Source organism: Brevibacterium oceani (genome assembly GCF_013623835.1).
Lineage (GTDB): Bacteria > Actinomycetota > Actinomycetes > Actinomycetales > Brevibacteriaceae > Brevibacterium > Brevibacterium oceani.
In genome coordinates this window covers 541,282-560,072 of the sequence record NZ_JABKDE010000001.1, presented here as the reverse complement: position 1 = coordinate 560,072, position 18,791 = coordinate 541,282, and the positions used below count along the sequence as shown (strand labels likewise).

14 protein-coding genes are annotated in these 18,791 nt (G+C 65.1%); 3 read left to right on the top strand and 11 right to left on the bottom strand.

Annotation, left to right across the window (positions count from 1 at the left end; all coding sequences use genetic code 11):
- Window positions 1–755 precede the first annotated feature (755 nt).
- The 4 genes from guaB to HK401_RS02620 form a co-directional block, all read right to left on the bottom strand.
- A complete protein-coding gene (gene guaB / locus HK401_RS02635) occupies window positions 756–2,282 on the bottom strand; it encodes an IMP dehydrogenase (RefSeq protein WP_181273083.1) in 1,527 nt (508 codons plus the stop codon).
- Window positions 2,283–2,389: 107 nt separating this feature from the next.
- On the bottom strand, window positions 2,390–3,052 hold the full coding sequence (locus HK401_RS02630) for a GntR family transcriptional regulator (RefSeq protein ID WP_181273082.1): 663 nt from the start codon (window positions 3,050–3,052) through the stop codon (window positions 2,390–2,392).
- A 69-nt stretch (window positions 3,053–3,121) separates the two neighbouring features.
- Window positions 3,122–4,114: a pseudouridine synthase gene (locus HK401_RS02625; RefSeq protein WP_181273081.1), complete on the bottom strand. Its 993-nt coding sequence runs from the start codon at window positions 4,112–4,114 to the stop codon at window positions 3,122–3,124.
- A 57-nt stretch (window positions 4,115–4,171) separates the two neighbouring features.
- Window positions 4,172–5,359 carry an ATP-binding protein gene (locus HK401_RS02620; RefSeq protein ID WP_181273080.1) on the bottom strand — a complete coding sequence of 396 codons (1,188 nt, stop codon included), beginning with the start codon at window positions 5,357–5,359 and terminating at the stop codon, window positions 4,172–4,174.
- A gap of 216 nt (window positions 5,360–5,575) precedes the next feature.
- On the opposite strand from HK401_RS02620, the gene HK401_RS02615 reads away from it, so the two are divergent.
- The gene (locus tag HK401_RS02615; RefSeq protein ID WP_181273079.1) at window positions 5,576–6,106 is read left to right on the top strand and encodes a hypothetical protein; all 531 of its coding nucleotides are present in this window, start codon (window positions 5,576–5,578) and stop codon (window positions 6,104–6,106) included.
- A gap of 87 nt (window positions 6,107–6,193) precedes the next feature.
- Here the strand turns inward: HK401_RS02615 and HK401_RS02610 are convergent, their stop codons facing one another.
- Window positions 6,194–6,421, bottom strand: a complete 228-nt coding sequence (locus tag HK401_RS02610; RefSeq protein WP_181273078.1) for a hypothetical protein — start codon at window positions 6,419–6,421, stop codon at window positions 6,194–6,196.
- A 104-nt stretch (window positions 6,422–6,525) separates the two neighbouring features.
- Here HK401_RS02610 and HK401_RS02605 point away from each other — a divergent pair, with 104 nt between their 5' ends.
- Window positions 6,526–7,668 (top strand): lysophospholipid acyltransferase family protein, encoded by a 1,143-nt coding sequence (locus HK401_RS02605; RefSeq protein WP_181273077.1) that lies wholly within the window; start codon window positions 6,526–6,528, stop codon window positions 7,666–7,668.
- A 52-nt stretch (window positions 7,669–7,720) separates the two neighbouring features.
- Window positions 7,721–10,396, top strand: a complete 2,676-nt coding sequence (locus HK401_RS02600) for a PEP/pyruvate-binding domain-containing protein (protein ID WP_181273076.1) — start codon at window positions 7,721–7,723, stop codon at window positions 10,394–10,396.
- 115 nt (window positions 10,397–10,511) lie between these two features.
- Here the strand turns inward: HK401_RS02600 and HK401_RS02595 are convergent, their stop codons facing one another.
- From HK401_RS02595 to HK401_RS02570, 6 genes are all read right to left on the bottom strand, one after another.
- Window positions 10,512–11,933 (bottom strand): ABC transporter permease, encoded by a 1,422-nt coding sequence (locus HK401_RS02595; RefSeq protein ID WP_181273075.1) that lies wholly within the window; start codon window positions 11,931–11,933, stop codon window positions 10,512–10,514.
- Window positions 11,930–12,781, bottom strand: coding sequence for an ABC transporter ATP-binding protein (locus HK401_RS02590; protein WP_181273074.1), 852 nt, complete (start codon window positions 12,779–12,781; stop codon window positions 11,930–11,932). Before HK401_RS02590 ends, HK401_RS02595 begins: the two co-directional genes overlap by 4 nt.
- 144 nt (window positions 12,782–12,925) lie before the next feature.
- Complete coding sequence (locus tag HK401_RS02585) at window positions 12,926–14,494, bottom strand: polysaccharide pyruvyl transferase family protein (RefSeq protein ID WP_181273073.1); 1,569 nt, start codon at window positions 14,492–14,494, stop codon at window positions 12,926–12,928.
- A gap of 310 nt (window positions 14,495–14,804) precedes the next feature.
- On the bottom strand, window positions 14,805–16,397 hold the full coding sequence (gene groL / locus HK401_RS02580; protein ID WP_181273072.1) for a chaperonin GroEL: 1,593 nt from the start codon (window positions 16,395–16,397) through the stop codon (window positions 14,805–14,807).
- Between the two features lie 36 nt (window positions 16,398–16,433).
- Window positions 16,434–16,727 carry a co-chaperone GroES gene (gene groES / locus HK401_RS02575; protein WP_166973277.1) on the bottom strand — a complete coding sequence of 98 codons (294 nt, stop codon included), beginning with the start codon at window positions 16,725–16,727 and terminating at the stop codon, window positions 16,434–16,436.
- Window positions 16,728–17,562: 835 nt separating this feature from the next.
- On the bottom strand, window positions 17,563–18,765 hold the full coding sequence (locus tag HK401_RS02570) for a resuscitation-promoting factor (protein WP_181273071.1): 1,203 nt from the start codon (window positions 18,763–18,765) through the stop codon (window positions 17,563–17,565).
- Window positions 18,766–18,791: the final 26 nt, after the last annotated feature.

Here is an 18,791-nt window from a genome sequence, read left to right as displayed (position 1 = left end):
TGAGCGAACCGCGGAGCGCGGTTGGCATTAGGGAAACCTACCCTAAGTGCAGCACTTTTCGAAGGGCGTTCGCCGGAGTTCACCGACTACGGGAGTAGCATTCTGACCTGGGGCGATGCTGTCTTCCCCAGTGCTCCCAGGGCAAGGAGGCCCCGCCTACTACGGCTGCATCGCCTCAGAAATTCATCTCGTGGTCTTCCTCACACGAGCTCCGATCGTCTGGCATCGTGAGACAGCGACGACGGCCGCAGTCATCGCTGCTCGCCTGTGCCGCAGCCGTTCACCTACGCGCAGCCACAGTTGGTCGGTGGCGACTGCGGTCGTCTGAGCGCCACCGCCGAGTTCCGGACGATCCGTGATGGATTTTCGGCCGTAGCTCCGCACGGATCGTCCGGAACTCGCCACTCAGCGCGCGATCCAGCCCGCTGACCAACCCCGGCGTACGTTGCCTGCCCGAATAGTTGCCTGCCCGAATAGTTGCCTGCCTGAATATAGTTCGCATCCGGATACTTTCGTCACCGGAGAGTATCCGGAAGCGACCTATTTTCGTCACGCCAGTCGTTTCCCGGCAGCAACACCAGCAGCAACACCAGTAGCAACAGCCTCCTCCGGCCCACAGCTCGCTGCTGCCAGCCCACGCCCGGGTCCACGCGCAAAGCGCCCACACGCAAAAAGCCGCAGCCCCCGCATGCAAGCGGGGACCGCAGCTTCTCACCGATCAGGGCCTCTCGACCGAAGTCAGTGGCCTCCCTACATCACTTCACGACGTAGTTCGGGGCCTCCACGGTCATCTGGATGTCATGCGGGTGGCTTTCCTTCAGCCCCGCGGTGGTCAGACGGACGAACTTGCCCTTGGCCTTGAGGTCGTCGATGGTGCGCGCGCCGACGTAGAACATCGTCTGGCGCAGACCGCCGGTGAGCTGGTGGGCGACCTGTTTGAGGTGTCCGCGGTAGGCGACGCGGCCTTCGATGCCCTCGGGGATGAGGTCGGTGTCGGTGGCGATGTCGGCCTGGAAGTAGCGGTCCTTCGAGTACGACTTGCCCTTGCGCGGGGCCATCGCGCCGAGCGAACCCATGCCGCGGTAGGCCTTGTACTGCTTGCCGTTGACGAAGATGAGCTCACCCGGTGACTCATTGCAGCCGGCCAGGAGGGAGCCGAGCATGACGGTGTCGGCACCGGCGACCAGGGCCTTGCCGATGTCGCCGGAGTACTGGAGGCCGCCGTCGGCGATGACCGGAACACCGGCCGCGCGGGCGGCCTGGGCGGCGAGGTGGACGGCAGTGACCTGCGGGACACCGACGCCGGCGACGACGCGGGTGGTGCAGATCGAGCCGGGGCCCACGCCGACCTTGACGGCATCGACTCCGGCATCGACGAGCGCCTGAGCGCCTTCCTTCGTGGCGACGTTGCCGCCGATGATCTGGACGTTCGCGAACGCGGGATCGGACTTGATCTTGCGGATCATGTCCGTGACTCCCCTGGCGTGACCGTTGGCCGTGTCGACGACGAGGACGTCGACGCCCGCCTCGGCGAGCATACCGGCACGCTCATAGGCATCGCCGTAGAAGCCGACGGCGGCGCCCACGCGCAGGCGACCTTCGTCGTCCTTCGTCGCCAGCGGGTACTCCTCGGTCTTGACGAAGTCCTTGACGGTGATGAGGCCCTTGATGACGTTGTTGTCGTCGACCAGGGGCAGCTTCTCGACCTTGTGCTCGGCGAGCAGCTCGAAGGCCTTCTCGGCTGCGACGCCGACGGGCGCGGTGACCAGGGGCATCTTCGTCATCGTCTCGGCGACGGTGCGGTCGGGGAATTCGCTGCGGGTGACGAAGCGCAGGTCGCGGTTGGTCACGATGCCGACGAGGACGTTGTTCTCGTCGACGACGGGCAGGCCGGAGATGCGGTACTTGCCGCAGATCTCGTCGAGCTCTTCGAGCGTCTTGTCCGCGGTGATGGTCAGCGGGTCGTTGATCATGCCGGATTCGGAGCGCTTGACGTAGTCGACCTGGTCGGCCTGGTCTTCGGCGGAGAGGTTGCGGTGGATGATGCCGAGTCCGCCGATGCGGGCCATGGCGATGGCCATCCGGGATTCGGTCACGGTGTCCATGGCCGCGGAGACGAGCGGGATGTTGAGCTCGATCTCCTTGGTCAGCCGAGATGTGGTGGAGGCTTCGGAGGGGATGACATCGGTGTCGCCTGGCAGGAGGAGGACATCGTCATACGTCAGGCCCGTGAGGGAGAACGGATCGTTTGCGGCCTGTGATTCCTGCTCAGGGTTTCCCATGAAAACAGCCTTTCGACGCGAAGATACGGTGGGTCAACTCTATCGGAGCGCGACACTCGCCCGCCATGGTTTCAAGTACCGAGCACTGTGAGACTGGCTACACGCCTCTAGCGTCCCTCGCCCACCGACCGCGCGAGGTCGAGCGTCGAGGCCTCGGAGTCGTCGAGGTGGATGCGCAGCAGGCCCTCGGCACCCTGCCGGTCCCCTGACTTCATCTTCTCGAGGATCTCCCGGTGCGGATTCGCCCAATGCGAGTGGTACTTCCCCGGTTCCGGCGAGCGCGAGAACGTCGTCGACAGGCGCGCCATGAGGTTGAGGTAGAACTCGTCGAGCAGCGGGGAGCCGAGCAGGCCGACGAGCGCCCGGTGGAACGAGGCCGAGTGCTCCTGCGCATCGGCCCAGGTTTCGTTCTTCGGTGCGGTCTCGGCTCGGATGACGGAGGCTTCGACGGCGGCCATCGCCTCGTCGGTGGCGTCCTGCGATTCCTGGACGGCCCGGATCTCGAAGACCCGACGCGCCCGGTAGAGGTCCTTGAGTTCGTCGATGCCGAACGTCGAGACGAAGAACCCGCGGTTGGGCTCCTGCGTGAGCAGTCCGGCGTGGCGCAGGAGGCTCAGCGATTCGCGGGCGGTGTTGCGTGAGACGTTGAATTCCTTGGCCAGCGCACCATCGCGAACCGGGCTTCCGGCCGGGTATTCGCCGTTGGTGATGCGGGTGCGGACAAGGGCGACGATGGCCTCTGAGGTGCATCCGGGGGCATGTGGACTCATGACACCAGGCTACCGTGTCCCCGCCGAAGGTGGGCGAACTCCACCGCCGGACCGGCCGAGGCGGATCACTCAGGACGCTGCCACGGGTGCCTGGCCGAGGCTCATCCGGGTGCTGAAATGACGAGGGTTCCCCGTGAGCGGATCGTCGAAGGCAAGCTCCGCGGCCAGCAGCTGGAGCGGTGATGAGAAATCGTACGGATCCGGTGCCACATCGACCGGATAGACCGGGTCCCCGAGGATGGGCAGCCCGAGCGCGTTCATGTGCACCCGCAGCTGGTGGGTCTTGCCGGTGAACGGCTCGAGCACATATTCCGCGATCTCATCCCCTCGCCGAGGCGGCTCTGCGATGGCCGCGGACCGCCCGGCTCCGCTGATGGTGCGGGCGAGGCTGATCCGAGTGATCGCGTTCGGCTCCCCTTCGACTTCGAGGACCTGCCGTCCGCCGACGGGTTTGACCAGTCGGGACTCCCTCACCAGCGGTAATTCGAGCTCCTGGGGAGGGGCGGGTGCGAGCGCACGGTAGGTCTTCGTGACCCGGCGGTCCTGGAACAGGCGCTGGTAGCGACCGCGGGTCTCGGGGCGCTTGGACAGCACGAGCAGGCCGGCGGTGATGCGGTCGAGGCGGTGGATGGCGACGAGATCGGGCAGGTCGAGATCGACGCGCAGCCGGGTGACGACACATTCGCGGACGAAGCGGCCGTTCGGAGTGCTCGCGAGGAAGTGTGGTTTGTCGACGACGAGGAGGTCTTCGTCTTCGAAGACGATGCCGACTTCGAAGGGGATCCGGTCCTCAAAGGGGACCGGCCGGTGGAAGAAGTAGAACCCGCCAGGGATGACGGGATCGTCCCATTTCACCGATCGCCCATCCTCGGCGCGCATATCCCCTTCGGTCAGGAGTCTGTGACGCGAAGCGGGGGCAGCCTCGGGGAATTCGGATTCGAGCCAGTCACCGATCGACTCGGGCACGGGCAGGTGATTCTTCGCGTGCGTGGCCCTCCCGCCGGGGGCGCGCAGAGCGGTCGCGGAGATCCCTTCGCGGGGCGGGAGCGGGCTGCGGGGCATTGGTCCAGTCTATGCGGGCGTCCCATGCTCACGGATACTTCAGCATCGTGGAGGAAATCACCCGCGGGTGGAGGTCTTCCCGGCTTTCGCCTGCTCGGAGCGCAAGAAGTCCGCGGTGTAGGGGATGCTGAACTCGACTTCGCCTCGACGCGGTGAGGTGATGACACCTCGATTGATCAAGCGGTCTCGGAACACACCTGCGTGAGATGCCGACAGACCCATGCGGTCAGCCACCGCCCCGGTCCTCGCAGTTCCACCGCTGGCACTCACCGCCGCCACGTACTGCCGCTCCCGCTCCGGCAGACTTGCCAACGTCGGCTCATGGATCTGACGAAACATCGTCTCCTTCGCGTCCTGTGCCGCTTCCTGCACGTGGTCAAGAGCGATCTCTTCAGCGGACCCTGCCGCACGCCATGCATTGTCACCTATCAGCTGCACCAGATAGGGATAGTTCGACGACGACTCCACAGCCGCCGACAGGGCTTCATCGCCGATGCGCTTATCGGCTGCTTCAATCGGAACACGCAGACCCACAGCGGCACCCGCAGACGACAGGTTGCCGAGGTTCACCCTCTCGGCACGCCTGAGGAATGTTGAGACATCGTCATTGACCAAGCCATTGATCGTCTCCGGCAGACCTGCAGCGGCGAACGCGAACGGCGCACCATCGGCCACTGCCGTCGAAAGCGCGTCAGCCACCTCCTGAAGCTCCTCCAGATGCGACCGATGCACCTCATCCAAAGTCAGCAACAGACCTGTCCCATGGTCATCGAGAATTTCGAGCGTCCGAATGAGCTGGTGGTGGAAATCCGGAGTCACGGGGGCCGTGTTCTCTGACTCGGTGTTGACGCTGCCGCCGAAACCCAGCGCAGACAGACTGCCTCCTCTGAGGCGCGTGCGAGTCGTGTTCGCAGTGTCCAACTTCGACAGAGCCTCCGGCAGACGCGCAGTCGTCAACCGATCAACAAAGCCACTCGTGGCTCTTGCACTGACTGTCAGCCACTGCCGGGATTCCACAACATCGCGGAAGACTCGCAGCATGACCGACTTCCCCACACCACGAGTCCCGGTCACCAGGGTTGCTCTCCCCCGTGCACCGGGCCCGCTGTCAAGGGCATAGGCGAAATCATTGATCAGATTCTGCCGGTCAGCCAGCAATGGCGGAATCGCCCCGAAAGTGGGCGTGAACGGCGACTGCCTGGCAGACCCGTCAGGAACCGGAGGAATCTCAAACGGTAGACTCATCGATAATCACTTTCCCAAACCAACAACGCCATTTATACGGGTTTATAGAGTTTATATTCTTTATGGAAGCTTATAGTGGTGCATTTTCAGCCAATGCCTGCGCGAGGCTTCTGTCGCTGGCACCGACGCCCCTGCATCCCGCACTTTTTGAGAGCATCCCGCAATTGTCCGACCCGCCTGCCGAATCTCGGGCGATCAGGTTCTATGGTGGAATACATGGACCCTATCGTGGAGGACATGGACTCTGTGGCGGAAGACATGGCGGAAGGCACAGACACTGCGGCGGATGACACGGACTGCATCGAGCTGACGGAACAATTCCTCTATTCGAAGGTCGTCACGCCGATCGTGCTCGGCCTGTTCGCCAACGACGAATGGGACAGCATGGCGACCATCCGTGACCCCGAGGACCCACGACGGCTCTTCGTCCGAGTCGTCGTCTGCGAAGACGAAGCCGTGAACGTCCTCCTCGACTTCCCGGGCAATGATGAGAACATCAATGAGATGCAGATGCGGCTCATCGGCGAGCTCAAAGCATTCATCGCGTCCTCTGAGTTCGGTGCTCGTCGGACCGACGACTGGACGGCAGACGAGTACAACGATGATCGCCGTCCGGCTGGGGTGATCCGCACTCCCCGTCCGAACTTCCTCGCGCGGGAAGAGTGCAAGCAGCGTTGCCGACGGAACGCCGGACGAGTCCTGCGCATCGATCGCCGGCGCTGCCTCTCCACCCACCGCCGCGGCTGAGGTCAGGGCCCACGCAGTTCCGGCCTAGTCTCCGCCGAGTAGCCCAGTTCGCAACGTGGGCTGCTCGGCCGAAAGTGTGCCGAATCCTCAAGCGCCCGTCGACTCTGTCTCCTCACCCGTCGAGTCGGAGGCCTCCGCCGCGCTCCGTGCGCGGGCTCGGTAGCGACTGTCCTCGGCAAGACGACGATTGACCTTGAGCAGCACCATCAGTCCCACGGTCAGCACTGCCAGAACCAGCAGCAGGATGCACGCGTAGACAACCATCGACACGACGCTCATCATTCCCATCATCGCCATTGCCGCTTCTCCAATCATTCGACAACTATCGTGCAAGTTATCTTGCACATTACAGGTTAACTGCCTGCTGAGAGTCCACAATCAACCAGCGATCTCACCCGAACCTGTGGTCAACTGGTGTCATGAGCGACGCCTCACTGGGATTGCGGCACCGGATCATCAACGCAGCCATGCGCACCGTGTACTTCGGTCGCGTGCGCGTGCTCGACCTCAGTCAGGAGTCGAATTCCTCCCCCACCCGGCGTCCCCGCCTCATCATCGCCAGCCACCGCAACGGCGCGATCGACGGTCACCAGGTGCTTGCGGCATTCCCCCGCGCCCAGTTCCTCGTCTCGATCCAACTCATCCGCCACTGGTTCCTTCGCCTCTTCATCGCCGGCATCCCCGTCGTCCGACCCAAGGACGTCGACCGCTACGGCCTCGATCCGGCCTCGGTGGCCAGCCCCGTCGATGCCGGCCTTAACCACCTGCGCCGAGGCGGTGACCTCGGCATCTTCCCCGAGGCCAGCAGCGAATGGGGCCACCGACCGCAGCCGTACAAGTCCGGTGCCGCCCGCATCGTGTGCACCCTCATCGACGAAGGCACCGAGGTCGAGGTCATCCCCGTGGGCCTGTTCTACTCGACCCCGGATCGATTCCGCTCCCGCGCCGAGGTGGTCCGCGGACCCGCGATCACGCTCCCCTCGCGTGACGGCCGAGACCGGCGGGAGTGGGAGGCTGCGATCGCCTCGGCGATGGAATCGGCCCTGGACGCGGTCTCGGTCAACTGCCCGGACGAGGCCACGTTCGCCCGTATCGAAACCGAGGCGCTCGGACGGGCACGGCGCAACCCAGGCCGAGGGGCAAGCTACGCGCAGGCATTCCTCGACCTCCAGCGGGCGGGCAACGCAACCAGCGGTAAGGACGACGCCGGCGCTCAGACCGGCGCTGGGCGCTGCGCCGACTCAGACGGCGCTGAGAACAGCCGCCCCACCTCGGCGAACACCGCCTCACCGCCCCGCACCTACCCGCTTATCCGCGCTCTCGGGTTCGCACTCATGTGGCTCTTCGCACCCGTCCTCGTCGCCGCGGGTTTCGCCGGGTCGCGGGCGGACGGTCGCAATACTGTCACATTCTTCCGCCTCCTCGCGGGCTTCGCAGCGGTTATGGTCTGGGTACCGGCGCTGATCGTCGCGGCCGTCTTCTGGCCCGCGGTCATCGGCGCCGGCGTCCTCAGCGGCATCATCGGCTGGCTGCTGCTGGGGATGCGCCGCATCCGGCTGTGAACCGCCTCGTCAACCGCAGATGTGCATCAGCCGCAGACCCGAAGGAGCACCGATGAGTCTCACCCTCAGCTTCACCGATCCCCTCGCCACCGACCTGGCCCGCAGCGGCGGCAAGGGCGCGAGCCTGGCCAAGGCCGCGCAGAGCCTGCCCGTGCCCGGCGGATTCATCGTCACCGCCGACGCCTACACCCATTTCATCGCACCCCTGCAGACCCGCATCACCGAGCTCATCGGCACCGGCTCCCCCGCCAAGGCGATCGCCGAGCTCATCCGCACCACCGCGATCCCCGAGGCGTGGCTGACCGAATTCGCCGAGGCGGCCACCTCCGCCGGTCTCGACGGTGAGGCCGTGGCCGCGCGGTCCTCAGGGACGATGGAGGACCTGCCGGGTGCCGCGTTCGCCGGGCAGCACGACACCTACCTCGGCGTGCGCGGAATCCCGGCCATCGCCGAGGCGGTGCGCGACTGCTACGCCTCCCTGTGGAACGAGCACGCCTTCCGTTACCGCAGGCAGCTCGGCGTCGATCAACTCGAGGCGAAGATGGCCGTGGTCGTCCAGCTCATGGTCGCTGTCGGCGCCGAGGAGGCCGCCGGGGTCGCATTCTCCGTCGACCCGGTGCGCGGCAACACCGACGAGGTGCTCATCAATGCGGCCTTCGGCCTCGGGGAGACGGTCGTCGGCGGGGAGGAACCCGTCGACGAGTTCCGGGTGCGCCGGGAGGACGGGGAACAGGTCGCAGCCAAGATCGCAGAGAAGCCGACGGCACTGGTTCTACGCGGCGATGGAACCGCCATCACCCACCTCGGCAAGGATCAGCGGACGCGTCCGGCGCTGACGCAGGAGCAGACTCGAGCCGTAGCCGAACTCGCGGTGGAGGCGGAGAACCACCTCGGGTTCGCGCAGGACATCGAATGGGCGATCCACGACGGGCACCTCTACCTGCTGCAGTCGCGGCCGATCACCCGAGTCGCGCCGAGGTGGACCCGAGACGAATCCGCGGAACGCTTCCCGACCCCGGTGACCCCTTTGACCTGGGACCTCGTGGAGGCCGGGTTCCACCATTCGCTCAATCACAGCTTCGATCTCATGGGACTCCCGCCGTTCGATGACAAGTGGTTCGTCATGCGCGACTTCTACATCTACGGCAACCAGACCGCCGTCGACCTCTACGCCGGACGGCTGCCGACGAACATGCTCTCCAGCATCGAAGCGATCACCGAGTCGCTGCCGCAGATCGCTCGGCAGTTCGGGTGGATCCAGGAGCTGCCGGTGCAATGGATGCGCGACCTCGACACGTATCTCATCGGGATCGGACGGCTGTCGAACGAACCGCTCGAGGACAAGTCGCTGCTCGAGGTGTGGGAGCACGTGATCGCGATCAGCGACCTCGGCACCGAGTACTTCCGGCCGAACATCGCGATCTCTCTGACGCAGAGCACGCTCTATGCAGCACTGCAGCACATGCTCTCACTCGCCCTCGACGAGGAGCAGGCCCAGGTCGTGTTCGAGCGTCTCATGGCCTCGACCGAGACGAAGACCTCGCAGGTCAATTCCGAACTGAGGGACCTCGCAGACGTCGTGGCTGACGATCCGGAGCTGTTGGCCGCGCTCGAGGACAACCACGGTGAGGCCGGAGTGGCGGTGATCGAGCAGTTCCCGGAGTTCGCAGGCGAGTTCGCAAAGTTCCTGGCCCAGCACGGACACCGCGAGCTCGATTTCGACGCGTACCACCCGACCTGGGTGGAGGCCCCGCACATCGTGCTCGACCAAATCCGGCTGCTCGCCGCACGGACCGTGAAAGAGCGAGATGCTGCGAGCGATCGGGGTGAGCCGTCGACCGATTCCTCCGCAGGTGGAGTGGACGATGTCGGTGGCACAGGTCAGCCTGCCCAGGCGCCGGCCTCATCGGAGATGGAGCGCAAGATCGTGCAGGCCGAGACCGAGCGTGCCGTCGTCAATGCCGCGCCGGAGCAGCTGCGTTACCTCGTCCAGGAGGTCATCCGCTTGGCGCGGTCCTACACCGCCCTCGACGATCTCGAGCACTATCAGACGACTCGGCTGACTCTGCCGATGCGTCGGGCCCTGAAGGAACTCGGCAGCCGCCTCGTCGATGCCGGAGTCCTGCCCGAGGCTTCGGACGTGTACTTCATCGACTTCGAGCACCTCGATGAAGCGATCCGCTCGGCCGACGCCAGCGCTGCTGAGGCAGGAGCAGCCAATGCCGATGGCGGTGCGGGCGCCAGCGCAGCAGGAACCTCGGACCGTGCGGCTGCACTGTCCGGTCTCACGGAGATCGCAGCGAAGAACAAAGCCGCCTACCAGGCCGCGGTCGACCGCACACCCGAGTGGGAGTACGGAGCGACGGCTCCCGCCTACGACACCGACGGCGACCACATCACGGGCACCGCAGGCAGCCCGGGAACTGTCGAAGGAGAGGTCTTCGTCGTCCACTCCCCCGCCGACTTCTCGTCATTCCCCGATGGTGCGATCCTCGTCGCTCGAACCACGAATCCCGCCTGGACGGCACTGTTCTACCAGGCCAGCGGCGTGATCACCGAAAGCGGCGGAGCACTCTCGCACGGTGCGGTCACCGCCCGCGAACTCGGACTGCCCGCCGTCATGGCCATCAGGGACGCGACCAGCCGGTTCACCTCGGGTCAGCGAGTCCGCGTCGACGGATCCACCGGAACGGTGACCGACCTCGACTCAGCGGACACGTCGGACTGAGCGCCGCCTCGGCGAGGGGCCGCCCGGTCCGACACCGGACCGTTACCGGACCCGGACCCCGTCGGACACCGCCGGCTGAGCCCCACCTCGGCGACCATCGACCCCTGCCCCGACGTCACACGGCTTCGAGCGCGTCGACCGGGCTGATCGACGTCGCCGCTCGGGCCGGTCCACGGCTGGCGGCGAGAACGGCGACGAGGCTGCCTCCGGCGACGGCGATGATGACCCACCACGGCACGGACGGGGCGAAGATCCCCAACAGCGGCGAGAGCAGGGTCAGCGCCCCGATCCAGCCGTAGGCGATGCCCAAGGGCACGGCGATCACGCATGCGGTCAGGCTCAGCTGCAGACCTTCGGCCGCGATCATCCGGCGCACGCGCTTCGGCGTCTGGCCGAGCGCCCTGAGCAGGCCGATCTCCTGGGTGCGCTGCCGCACGGAGAGCATGAGGGCGTTGGCGACCCCGATCACGGCGATGATGACGGAGAAGAGGATGAGGCCGAGGAAGAACAGCATCGTCTTGTCGACGACGTCGGCCAGTGCGTCCTCGAGGCCGTTCCACCCGCCCTCGCCGAGCGAACGGGCATAGGCGACCATCTGGTCACGGAAGGTGGTCATAGCGGTGGCGAACATGACGATGAGCGTGATGCCGATGACAAGGCCGATGACTGTCCGGGCGTTGCGCGTCGGATGCTGGGCGATCGTCTTCGCCGCGAGCCGGGACACCGCGGTCCGACCGAGCAGCCGACCGATGAGAGTCTGCAGCGGCGGCAGGATCCAGGGGTGACCGACGATGATGCCGAGGAAGGTGAGCACCGCGCCGAGGGCGACGAGGAGGACGCCCATGATGGACAGCCGCTGCGACCCGGCCCCGACGACGGCGCTGATGAGGAACGTCAGCCCCATGGTCAGCAGAAGGAGGGTAGCTGTCAGCGCCCCGAGCGAGGCCCGCGCATCCTCAGGGCGGCGGTCGACGGCCTGCGAGGTGGCCTCGATCGGGGAGATCCGCGTGATCCGGAAGGCACCCAGATACGCCGAACCCCAGGTTACTACGATGGTCGCGAGCGCAGGCACGACCATCACCGGTTCGAGCAGGCCGACGTGTGTCGTGACTCGTTCGCCGAGGTAGCTCAACGTCGCCCACGACAGTGCCGTCGAGACGGCGAATGCGAGGATCGCGCTGGGCACGGAGATGAGCAGACCCTCCACCGAGGCGGCCCGTCGCAGCCGTTTCGCCGACGCCCCGATGAGGCGTAGCAGCGCCAGCTGTCGGCTGCGACCGGCGACGATGATCGAGAACGTGTTGGCGATGACGATGGCGGAGACGAAGAGGGCGATGAGGAAGAAGACGTATCCGACGACGGTCAGCAGGTTCTGGGCGTTGGTCGATTCGGCGATGATCTTCGCCGAGGTCAGCCAGGCGGAGAGGATCGCAATGCCCTGCATGATGGTGGTGCCGAAGAGGGATGCGATGAAGACGACGAGGACGCTGGGGAAGAACTGCCCCGGATTGGCCCGGATCTCTCGCAGCGGACTCATCGGCGGCTCCCGGCCGCCTCGGCGCGTTCACGATCGGCCGCCTCGGCGCGTTCGCGATCAGCCGCCTCGGCGCGTTCGCGATCAGCCGCCTCGGCGCGTTCGTCGAGTTCGAGCATCGTCTGCGAGATCACCTCGGCGCTGATCGTCTCGTTCAGCTCCGTGATGGGGGTGCCGTCGGCGATGAAGATGACGCGGTCGGCGTGGGCGGCGACGAGCGGGTCATGGGTGACGAGCACGATCGACTGCCCGAAGTCTGCAACGGCGTCGGAGAGGATCGCCATGACTTCGCGACCGGATCGGCCGTCGAGGTTGCCGGTCGGTTCGTCGGCGAAGAGGATGTCGGGACGGGTGGCCAGCGCGCGGGCGATCGCGGTGCGCTGCTGTTGGCCGCCGGAGAGTTCGCCCGGTCGGTGCTTCAGCCGGTCGCCGAGTCCGAGGCGGGCGACGACGGTGGAGATCCACTCGCGTTCCTCGGCGTTCGGCTTCCGGTCGTCGAGGTCGAAGGGCAGCCGGATGTTCTCCTTGACGCTGAGCGTGGGCACGAGGTTGAACGCTTGGAACACGAACCCGATCCGCCGCCTGCGCAGGGCGGTGAGCTCGTCGTCGCGCAGATCGGTGATCTCCTGTTCGCCGAGGTGGACGGCGCCTTCGGTGGGGCGGTCGAGTCCGGCGAGAACGTGCATGAGGGTCGATTTTCCCGTCCCGGAGGGGCCCATCACGGCGGTCAGGCGCGCCGGTGCGATGTCGAGGCTGACCCGGTTGAGTGCGGTGACCGCGGCACCAGTGGGATCGAAGATCTTCGAGACCTCACGGAGTCGGGCGATGGGCATCGTTGCGCCGGTTGTCATGGTGTCCCTCAAGCGTCGGTGCTGTGTGTCAGTCAGTCTGTCGGTCTGTCTGCTCCAGACTAACGATCATCGGCGGTCGGGAACATGAAAACTGACTGATCAGTAGTTGAGAGCCGCCTGCATGCGCCTGACTCGGAATCAGTGCTATCTCCGCAGAGAAGCCAATCGCCTGTAGGACTTGCGCGCGAGGGCCGCTGCCCTGCGTCCGGTATCCTCCACACGCCGCGCGGCCCGGACCGCCGGTTCGGACTCTGTCTGCTCGCGGCTCTGGCGGGCTCGATCGAGCTCTGACTGCAGGCGCTTGAGCTCTGCCTTCGCGTCAGTGACTTCGGCTTTGGCCTGCGCCAGCTTCCGATCCTTCAATGCCATGACCAGCCCGTAGTCCTGAACAGCATTGAGTCTCTCACGAACAACGTCGATGTCGGCGACGTACGGATTCGGAATCTCAGCAGCGTGGAAGAAGCCTGGAGCCTCGGCAGTGGACGCTGTCTCGCCGAGAGTCTTGGCGACAAGGAAGTTCCACCACTGCTGATGCTCTTCCCGTCGCCTCGTGGACTGTCCGTGCAGCGCCGCGGCAAGGGAGCCCCTGTCGCCGATGACGCCCACGGCGGTCGCCACGATGTCATCGACGGAATCGAGCGGGAGGACGTAATTCTCCATGCCGACGTTCTCCGCGGCCCCGCGCATGCGTATCGAGGAGTAGAGATTCGGAGCGAGCGAGATGAACGGCACGGCGGCTGCACCCGCGAAGATCGCTGCGTGGTATCGGGTGCCGATGACCGCAGCCGCCTGCTCGGTCAGGGCCACGAGCTGACGGGCGGTGAGCATGCGGGTGGGCACCACATTGTCGTTTCCGCTCGCTTCGGCGATCGTGATGTCGGTGAGCTGGTCACGCGTCTGACCGGCAGGCGGGAGAGCTCCTCCGTGCGGCACAAGCAGGACTCTTAGGCCGGTGTCATCCGCCACACGCCGGGTCAGTTCGGCCAGTCTTGCGTGGTAATCGGTGTCGCTGATCATCGGGGTGGAAGCCTTCTCGGCGAAGCTCGCCAGGATGAAGGGCTCGGCAGCCAGGTCGGACACGGCTGCCCGGTCGTCGTCACTGGCTGTGAGAGAGAACGCGTCGTCCACCTGTCGACGGACCGTCGCCTCACCAGAGCTGAGTTCTTCGGCGATGTCGGTGGTATAGCTTTCACGTGTTCCGATGAACTGCGCTTCTGCAAGAAGATCATGGACGAGTCCCCGATCTTCCTCGTAGATCAGCGGTCCCAGCGTCTGGCTTGTCAGCGCGTACGGTTTGCCGAGGGCGCGTGCGATCTTCGCCAGGGTCGCCCGTTCGTAGATGTGGTGAGCGAACATCGAGTTCAGATTCCCACCTCCGGCGACGAGCACGGCCTCGGAGTTCCGGACCGCTTCGATGATTCTGACGGCAGGATCGTCTGGGGCCAATGTATTCCCCGCGCTTTCGCCCTCGACGTGGGCGAGCACCTTCTTCATCCGTGCGATGTTCGGCTTCCTATCGCGTTTGAAGCCGATACGCGGGATGGCATCGACGCCGTACATCCGTCCCGCGTATTCCGGTTCACCGGCGATGAGGGTGATCTCGATGTCGGTGCGATCGCGCAGCGCGTCGATGGCGAGTTCGGTCATGGCCTCATCGCCGAGGTGGTAGAACCGGCTCCAACCGACATCGCCGATCATCGTAATGCGTTTCATGTCTCCCTAGAGTCCGCGTATCGCCCGTGCGTTGGGCCTCCGCGACAACTTAATGGGGAGACGTCGCCAGAAGGTGAACCGCGCACGACGCCCGAGTTAACAGCCCCTCGGGCGGCCGCGACTCGGGTTCGCCACACTCTGCACTGGGCAGCCCAGTTCGGAAACTGGGCTGCCCAGCGCAGAGTGTGGCGCCATCTCACGCGTCCGGGACAGCGCCACCTCGCGCGAGGGGTGAATGCACCGGTGGCCCGGAACGTGATGTTCCGAGCCACCGGGGTCAGTCAGAGCTGACGCGGATCGAGGGTGATGCTCAGTCCTCGTCCTCGTCTTCCTTCTTCTCGACGACCAGGGTCTCGGTGGTGAGAACCAGGGCGGCGATCGAAGCGGCGTTGCGCAGAGCCGAACGGGTGACCTTGACGGGGTCGATGATGCCGGCGCCGATGAGGTCGCCGTATTCATTGATTGCGGCGTTGTAGCCCTGGCCGGACTCGAGGTCCTGGACCTTGGCGACGACGACGTATCCGTCCTGGCCGGCGTTCTCGGCGATCCAGCGCAGCGGCTGGACGACACCGCGCTTGACGATGTCGGCACCCGTCGCGGCGTCCCCGGACAGTCCGAGGTCGTTGCCTTCGAGAACCTTCGCGGCGTGGATCAGAGCCGATCCGCCGCCGGCGACGATGCCCTCTTCGATGGCTGCACGGGTTGCGGACACGGCGTCTTCGACGCGGTGCTTGCGCTCCTTGAGCTCCACCTCGGTGGCGGCGCCGACCTTGATGACGGCGACACCGCCGGAGAGCTTGGCCAAGCGCTCCTGCAGCTTCTCGCGGTCCCAGTCGGAGTCGGTGTTCTCGACCTCGGCGCGGATCTGAGCGACACGACCGGCAACACCCTCGTCCGAACCTGCACCATCGATGATCGTGGTGTTGTCCTTGGTGACGGTGATGGTGCGGGCGTTGCCGAGCTCCTCCAGAGTGATCTGGTCGAGCTTCATGCCCATGTCCGGGGTGACGACCTGGCCACCGGTGAGGACGGCGAGGTCCTCGAGGATGGCCTTGCGGCGGTCACCGAAGCCGGGAGCCTTGACGGCGGCGACGTTGATGATGCCGCGCAGCTTGTTGACGACCAGCGTCGACAGTGCCTCGCCCTCGATGTCCTCGGCGATGATGAACAGCGGCTTGCCGGCCTGCTGCACCTTCTCGAGGACGGGCAGGAGCTCCTGGATGTTGGAGATCTTGCCCTGGTTGATGAGGATGAGAGCGTCGGAGAGCACAGCCTCCTGGCGATCGGCATCGGTCACGAAGTGCGGCGAGAGGTAGCCCTTGTCGAACTGCATACCCTCGGTGACTTCAAGTTCGACGGACGCGGCCTGCGACTCGTCGATGGTGATGACGCCGTCCTTGCCGACCTTGTCGAAGGCATCGGCGATGAGCTTGCCGATCTCTTCGGACTGGGCGGACAGACCGGCCACGTGCGCGATCTCCGAGGAGTCGGCGACATCGCGGGCGATGGTGCCGAGCTGCTGCGAGACAGCCTCGACAGCGGTCTCGATGCCGCGCTTGAGCGCACCGGGAGCGGCGCCTGCGGCCACGTTGCGCAGTCCTTCGTTGACGAAGGCCTGGGCGAGCACGGTCGCGGTGGTGGTTCCGTCACCGGCGATGTCGTTGGTCTTGGTGGCGACTTCCTTGGCCAGCTGAGCGCCGAGGTTCTCGTACGGGTCGTCGACCTCGACCTCACGGGCGATGGTCACACCGTCGTTCGTGATCGTGGGGGCGCCCCACTTCTTGTCGAGCACGACGTTGCGGCCCTTGGGTCCCAGCGTCACCTTGACGGTGTCGGCGAGGGTGTTGACGCCCTTTTCGAGCGCACGACGAGCTTCGTCGTTGAATTCCAGTGTCTTAGGCATTCGTCCTCCTGTCTGCGGGTTAGTTGTTCAGGGGATTCAGCCGATGACGGCGAGCACGTCGCGAGCCGAGAGCACGAGGAACTCTTCGCCGGCGTACTTGACTTCGGTTCCTCCGTACTTGGAGTAAATGACCTTGTCGCCGATGGCGACGTCGACCGGCACGCGGTTTCCGTTGTCGGCAACGCGACCCGGGCCCACTGCGACAACTTCGCCTTCCTGAGGCTTTTCCTTGGCGGTTTCGGGAATGACCAGACCACTGGCGGTAGTCTGCTCTGCTTCGACCTGACGGATGACAATCCGATCTTCGAGTGGCTTGATGGAGACCGACATATCGGGCCCTCTCCCTTCGCTGGGTTCATTCTTCATTGAGTCAGACGGCGGCTGCTGCCATGAACCTCTCGTCGTCGCGGGTGCCGAGCGATTCGACCGTCCTATGAAACTGGCACTCGTTGAGTGCTAGTGCTAATTCGACTCTAGAACGCTCTTAGCACTCGGTCAACTTGAGTGCCAACAATTCGTCATGCTCTGGGCGAAAGTTCAGATTGCGGCTACGCGGGCGGACGGGTCGACGCCCGAGCGGCGAGGAGGGGCGGCGTACGTTTGCGCGGCGCGGTCAGGCCCCAGCTTTCGAGTTTCGGTGCGGGCCGAACTTCCACTCCCGAGTTCCCGGGCGCGATCCGGCCTCACCTGCCGAGTTCCGGACGTTTCGTGCGGGATTCGGCACTCGGTTCCCGCACGAAACGTCCGGAACTCGCCGGGCCGCCACGCATCTCCGGGCGCCGCAGTCAATCCCGCAGCTGGGAGCTGTTCGGCGGACGGTGCGAGGGCTACACCCGGAGCAGCCGGCCCACAAAAGCCTGGGTCAACCATCCCATGGGCCTGCAGCGTTAAGCAAAGCTGGCAGCAGTAAGCAAGGCCGGCACTAGTAGGCAAGGCCGGGACTAGTAAGCACAGCCTGACAGCAAGGCAGGCATCCATTTGCCAAAAGGCGCGGGCCCCGGGATCTCTCCCGGGGCCCGCGCTGCGTCGGCCACCTCAGCTCAGTTGTCGATATCTGTTGTCAACAGCGGCCAGAGTCTATTGCCGGTCAGGCCGCCAGTCATGGTCAGCCATTCAGCCAGGCAGTCACGGACTGCCGGTCAGCGACTGCGGCTCTGATCTCGGATCACGAGCACTGCCATTGGCTCCATCCGGCTTCAGCCTGAAGCTTCTTGGCGCGCTGGAACTGTTCCTGCGGGCTGGCGTCCGATGGGTTGCCGCTGCCGCCAACATTCCGCCAAGTCGAGGGCAGGAACTGGAACAGACCGAAGTGGGTGCCGTTCGACGCGCGGGGGTTGAAGTTCGATTCGCATTCGACGATCGAGTACCATTTGGATCCGGGTCCGCCGAGCATCGCCTTGATCTCTTCGGTGCTCATGGAGCCGCCGCTGGAGCCGGAGCCGCCGCCGGTGCTCGAGTCACCGGAATCGCCTGAGTCGCCGGAGTCACCCGAGTCGGAGCCGCCGGTGTCGGCCGGTGTCTCCTTCTTCTTGGTTCCCTGGACGACCACCTTGGTCTTGGGCTCGGAGAGGACCTTCTCGTCCTTCTTCTCCTTCTTGACCTCTTCACCGTTAATGGTCTTGACCTTGTAGACGACCCGCTTCTCGCCGTCCCTGCCTTCCGACTCGACCTTGGTCTCACCCTGGTAGAGGGAGTCGGACTTCTTGGTCTCGACCTTGGCCTTGATGGCCTGCTTGTCCTTGACGGTCTTGTTCTCGACGCGGTTGACGGTGAGCACCTGTCCGTCGGAGAGTTCGGCGGACATCGGCACGGACAGGAAGTCATCCTTCTTGAGCTTGACGCCCGATTCCTGCAGAGCTTCCTTCGCGGTGCCCACGGCAGCCGAGACCTTATGGTCCTTGCCGTCGGCGACGACGGTGAGATCCTTCGACGTGGTCACGTCGATGTCGTTGCCGTCTTCCTTCAGCCGCTGCTTGGCATCGGCGTTGAGGTCGGCGCCCTTCGCATCGACGCCGAGGTCGGCGAGTGCCTGACCCACGGTGTTCGCGTTGGTCCATTCGCTCGACTTCTTACCGTCGACCGACAGCGAGACCTTCTTCGCGGTGTTGACCGTGATCGTCATATCCCGGTCGACCTTCGTGCCGACGCCGGGCTTGACCTGGTCGCGCTTGTCGACGTCGATGTCATGGCTGTCGAGGATGTCACCGACGGTTCCCCCGAAGGTGCGAATCTCCTCAGCCTGACCGTTGACGTCCAAGGTCACGGGCTTGTTCATCGTTACAACAGCGCCCGTACCACCGACGAGTCCGGTGATCACGACTGCCTGAGCAGCGATCTGAACCTTGCGGTTCTTCAGAAAATCAATCACAAAAATATCCCTGAGCAGAGTTTATC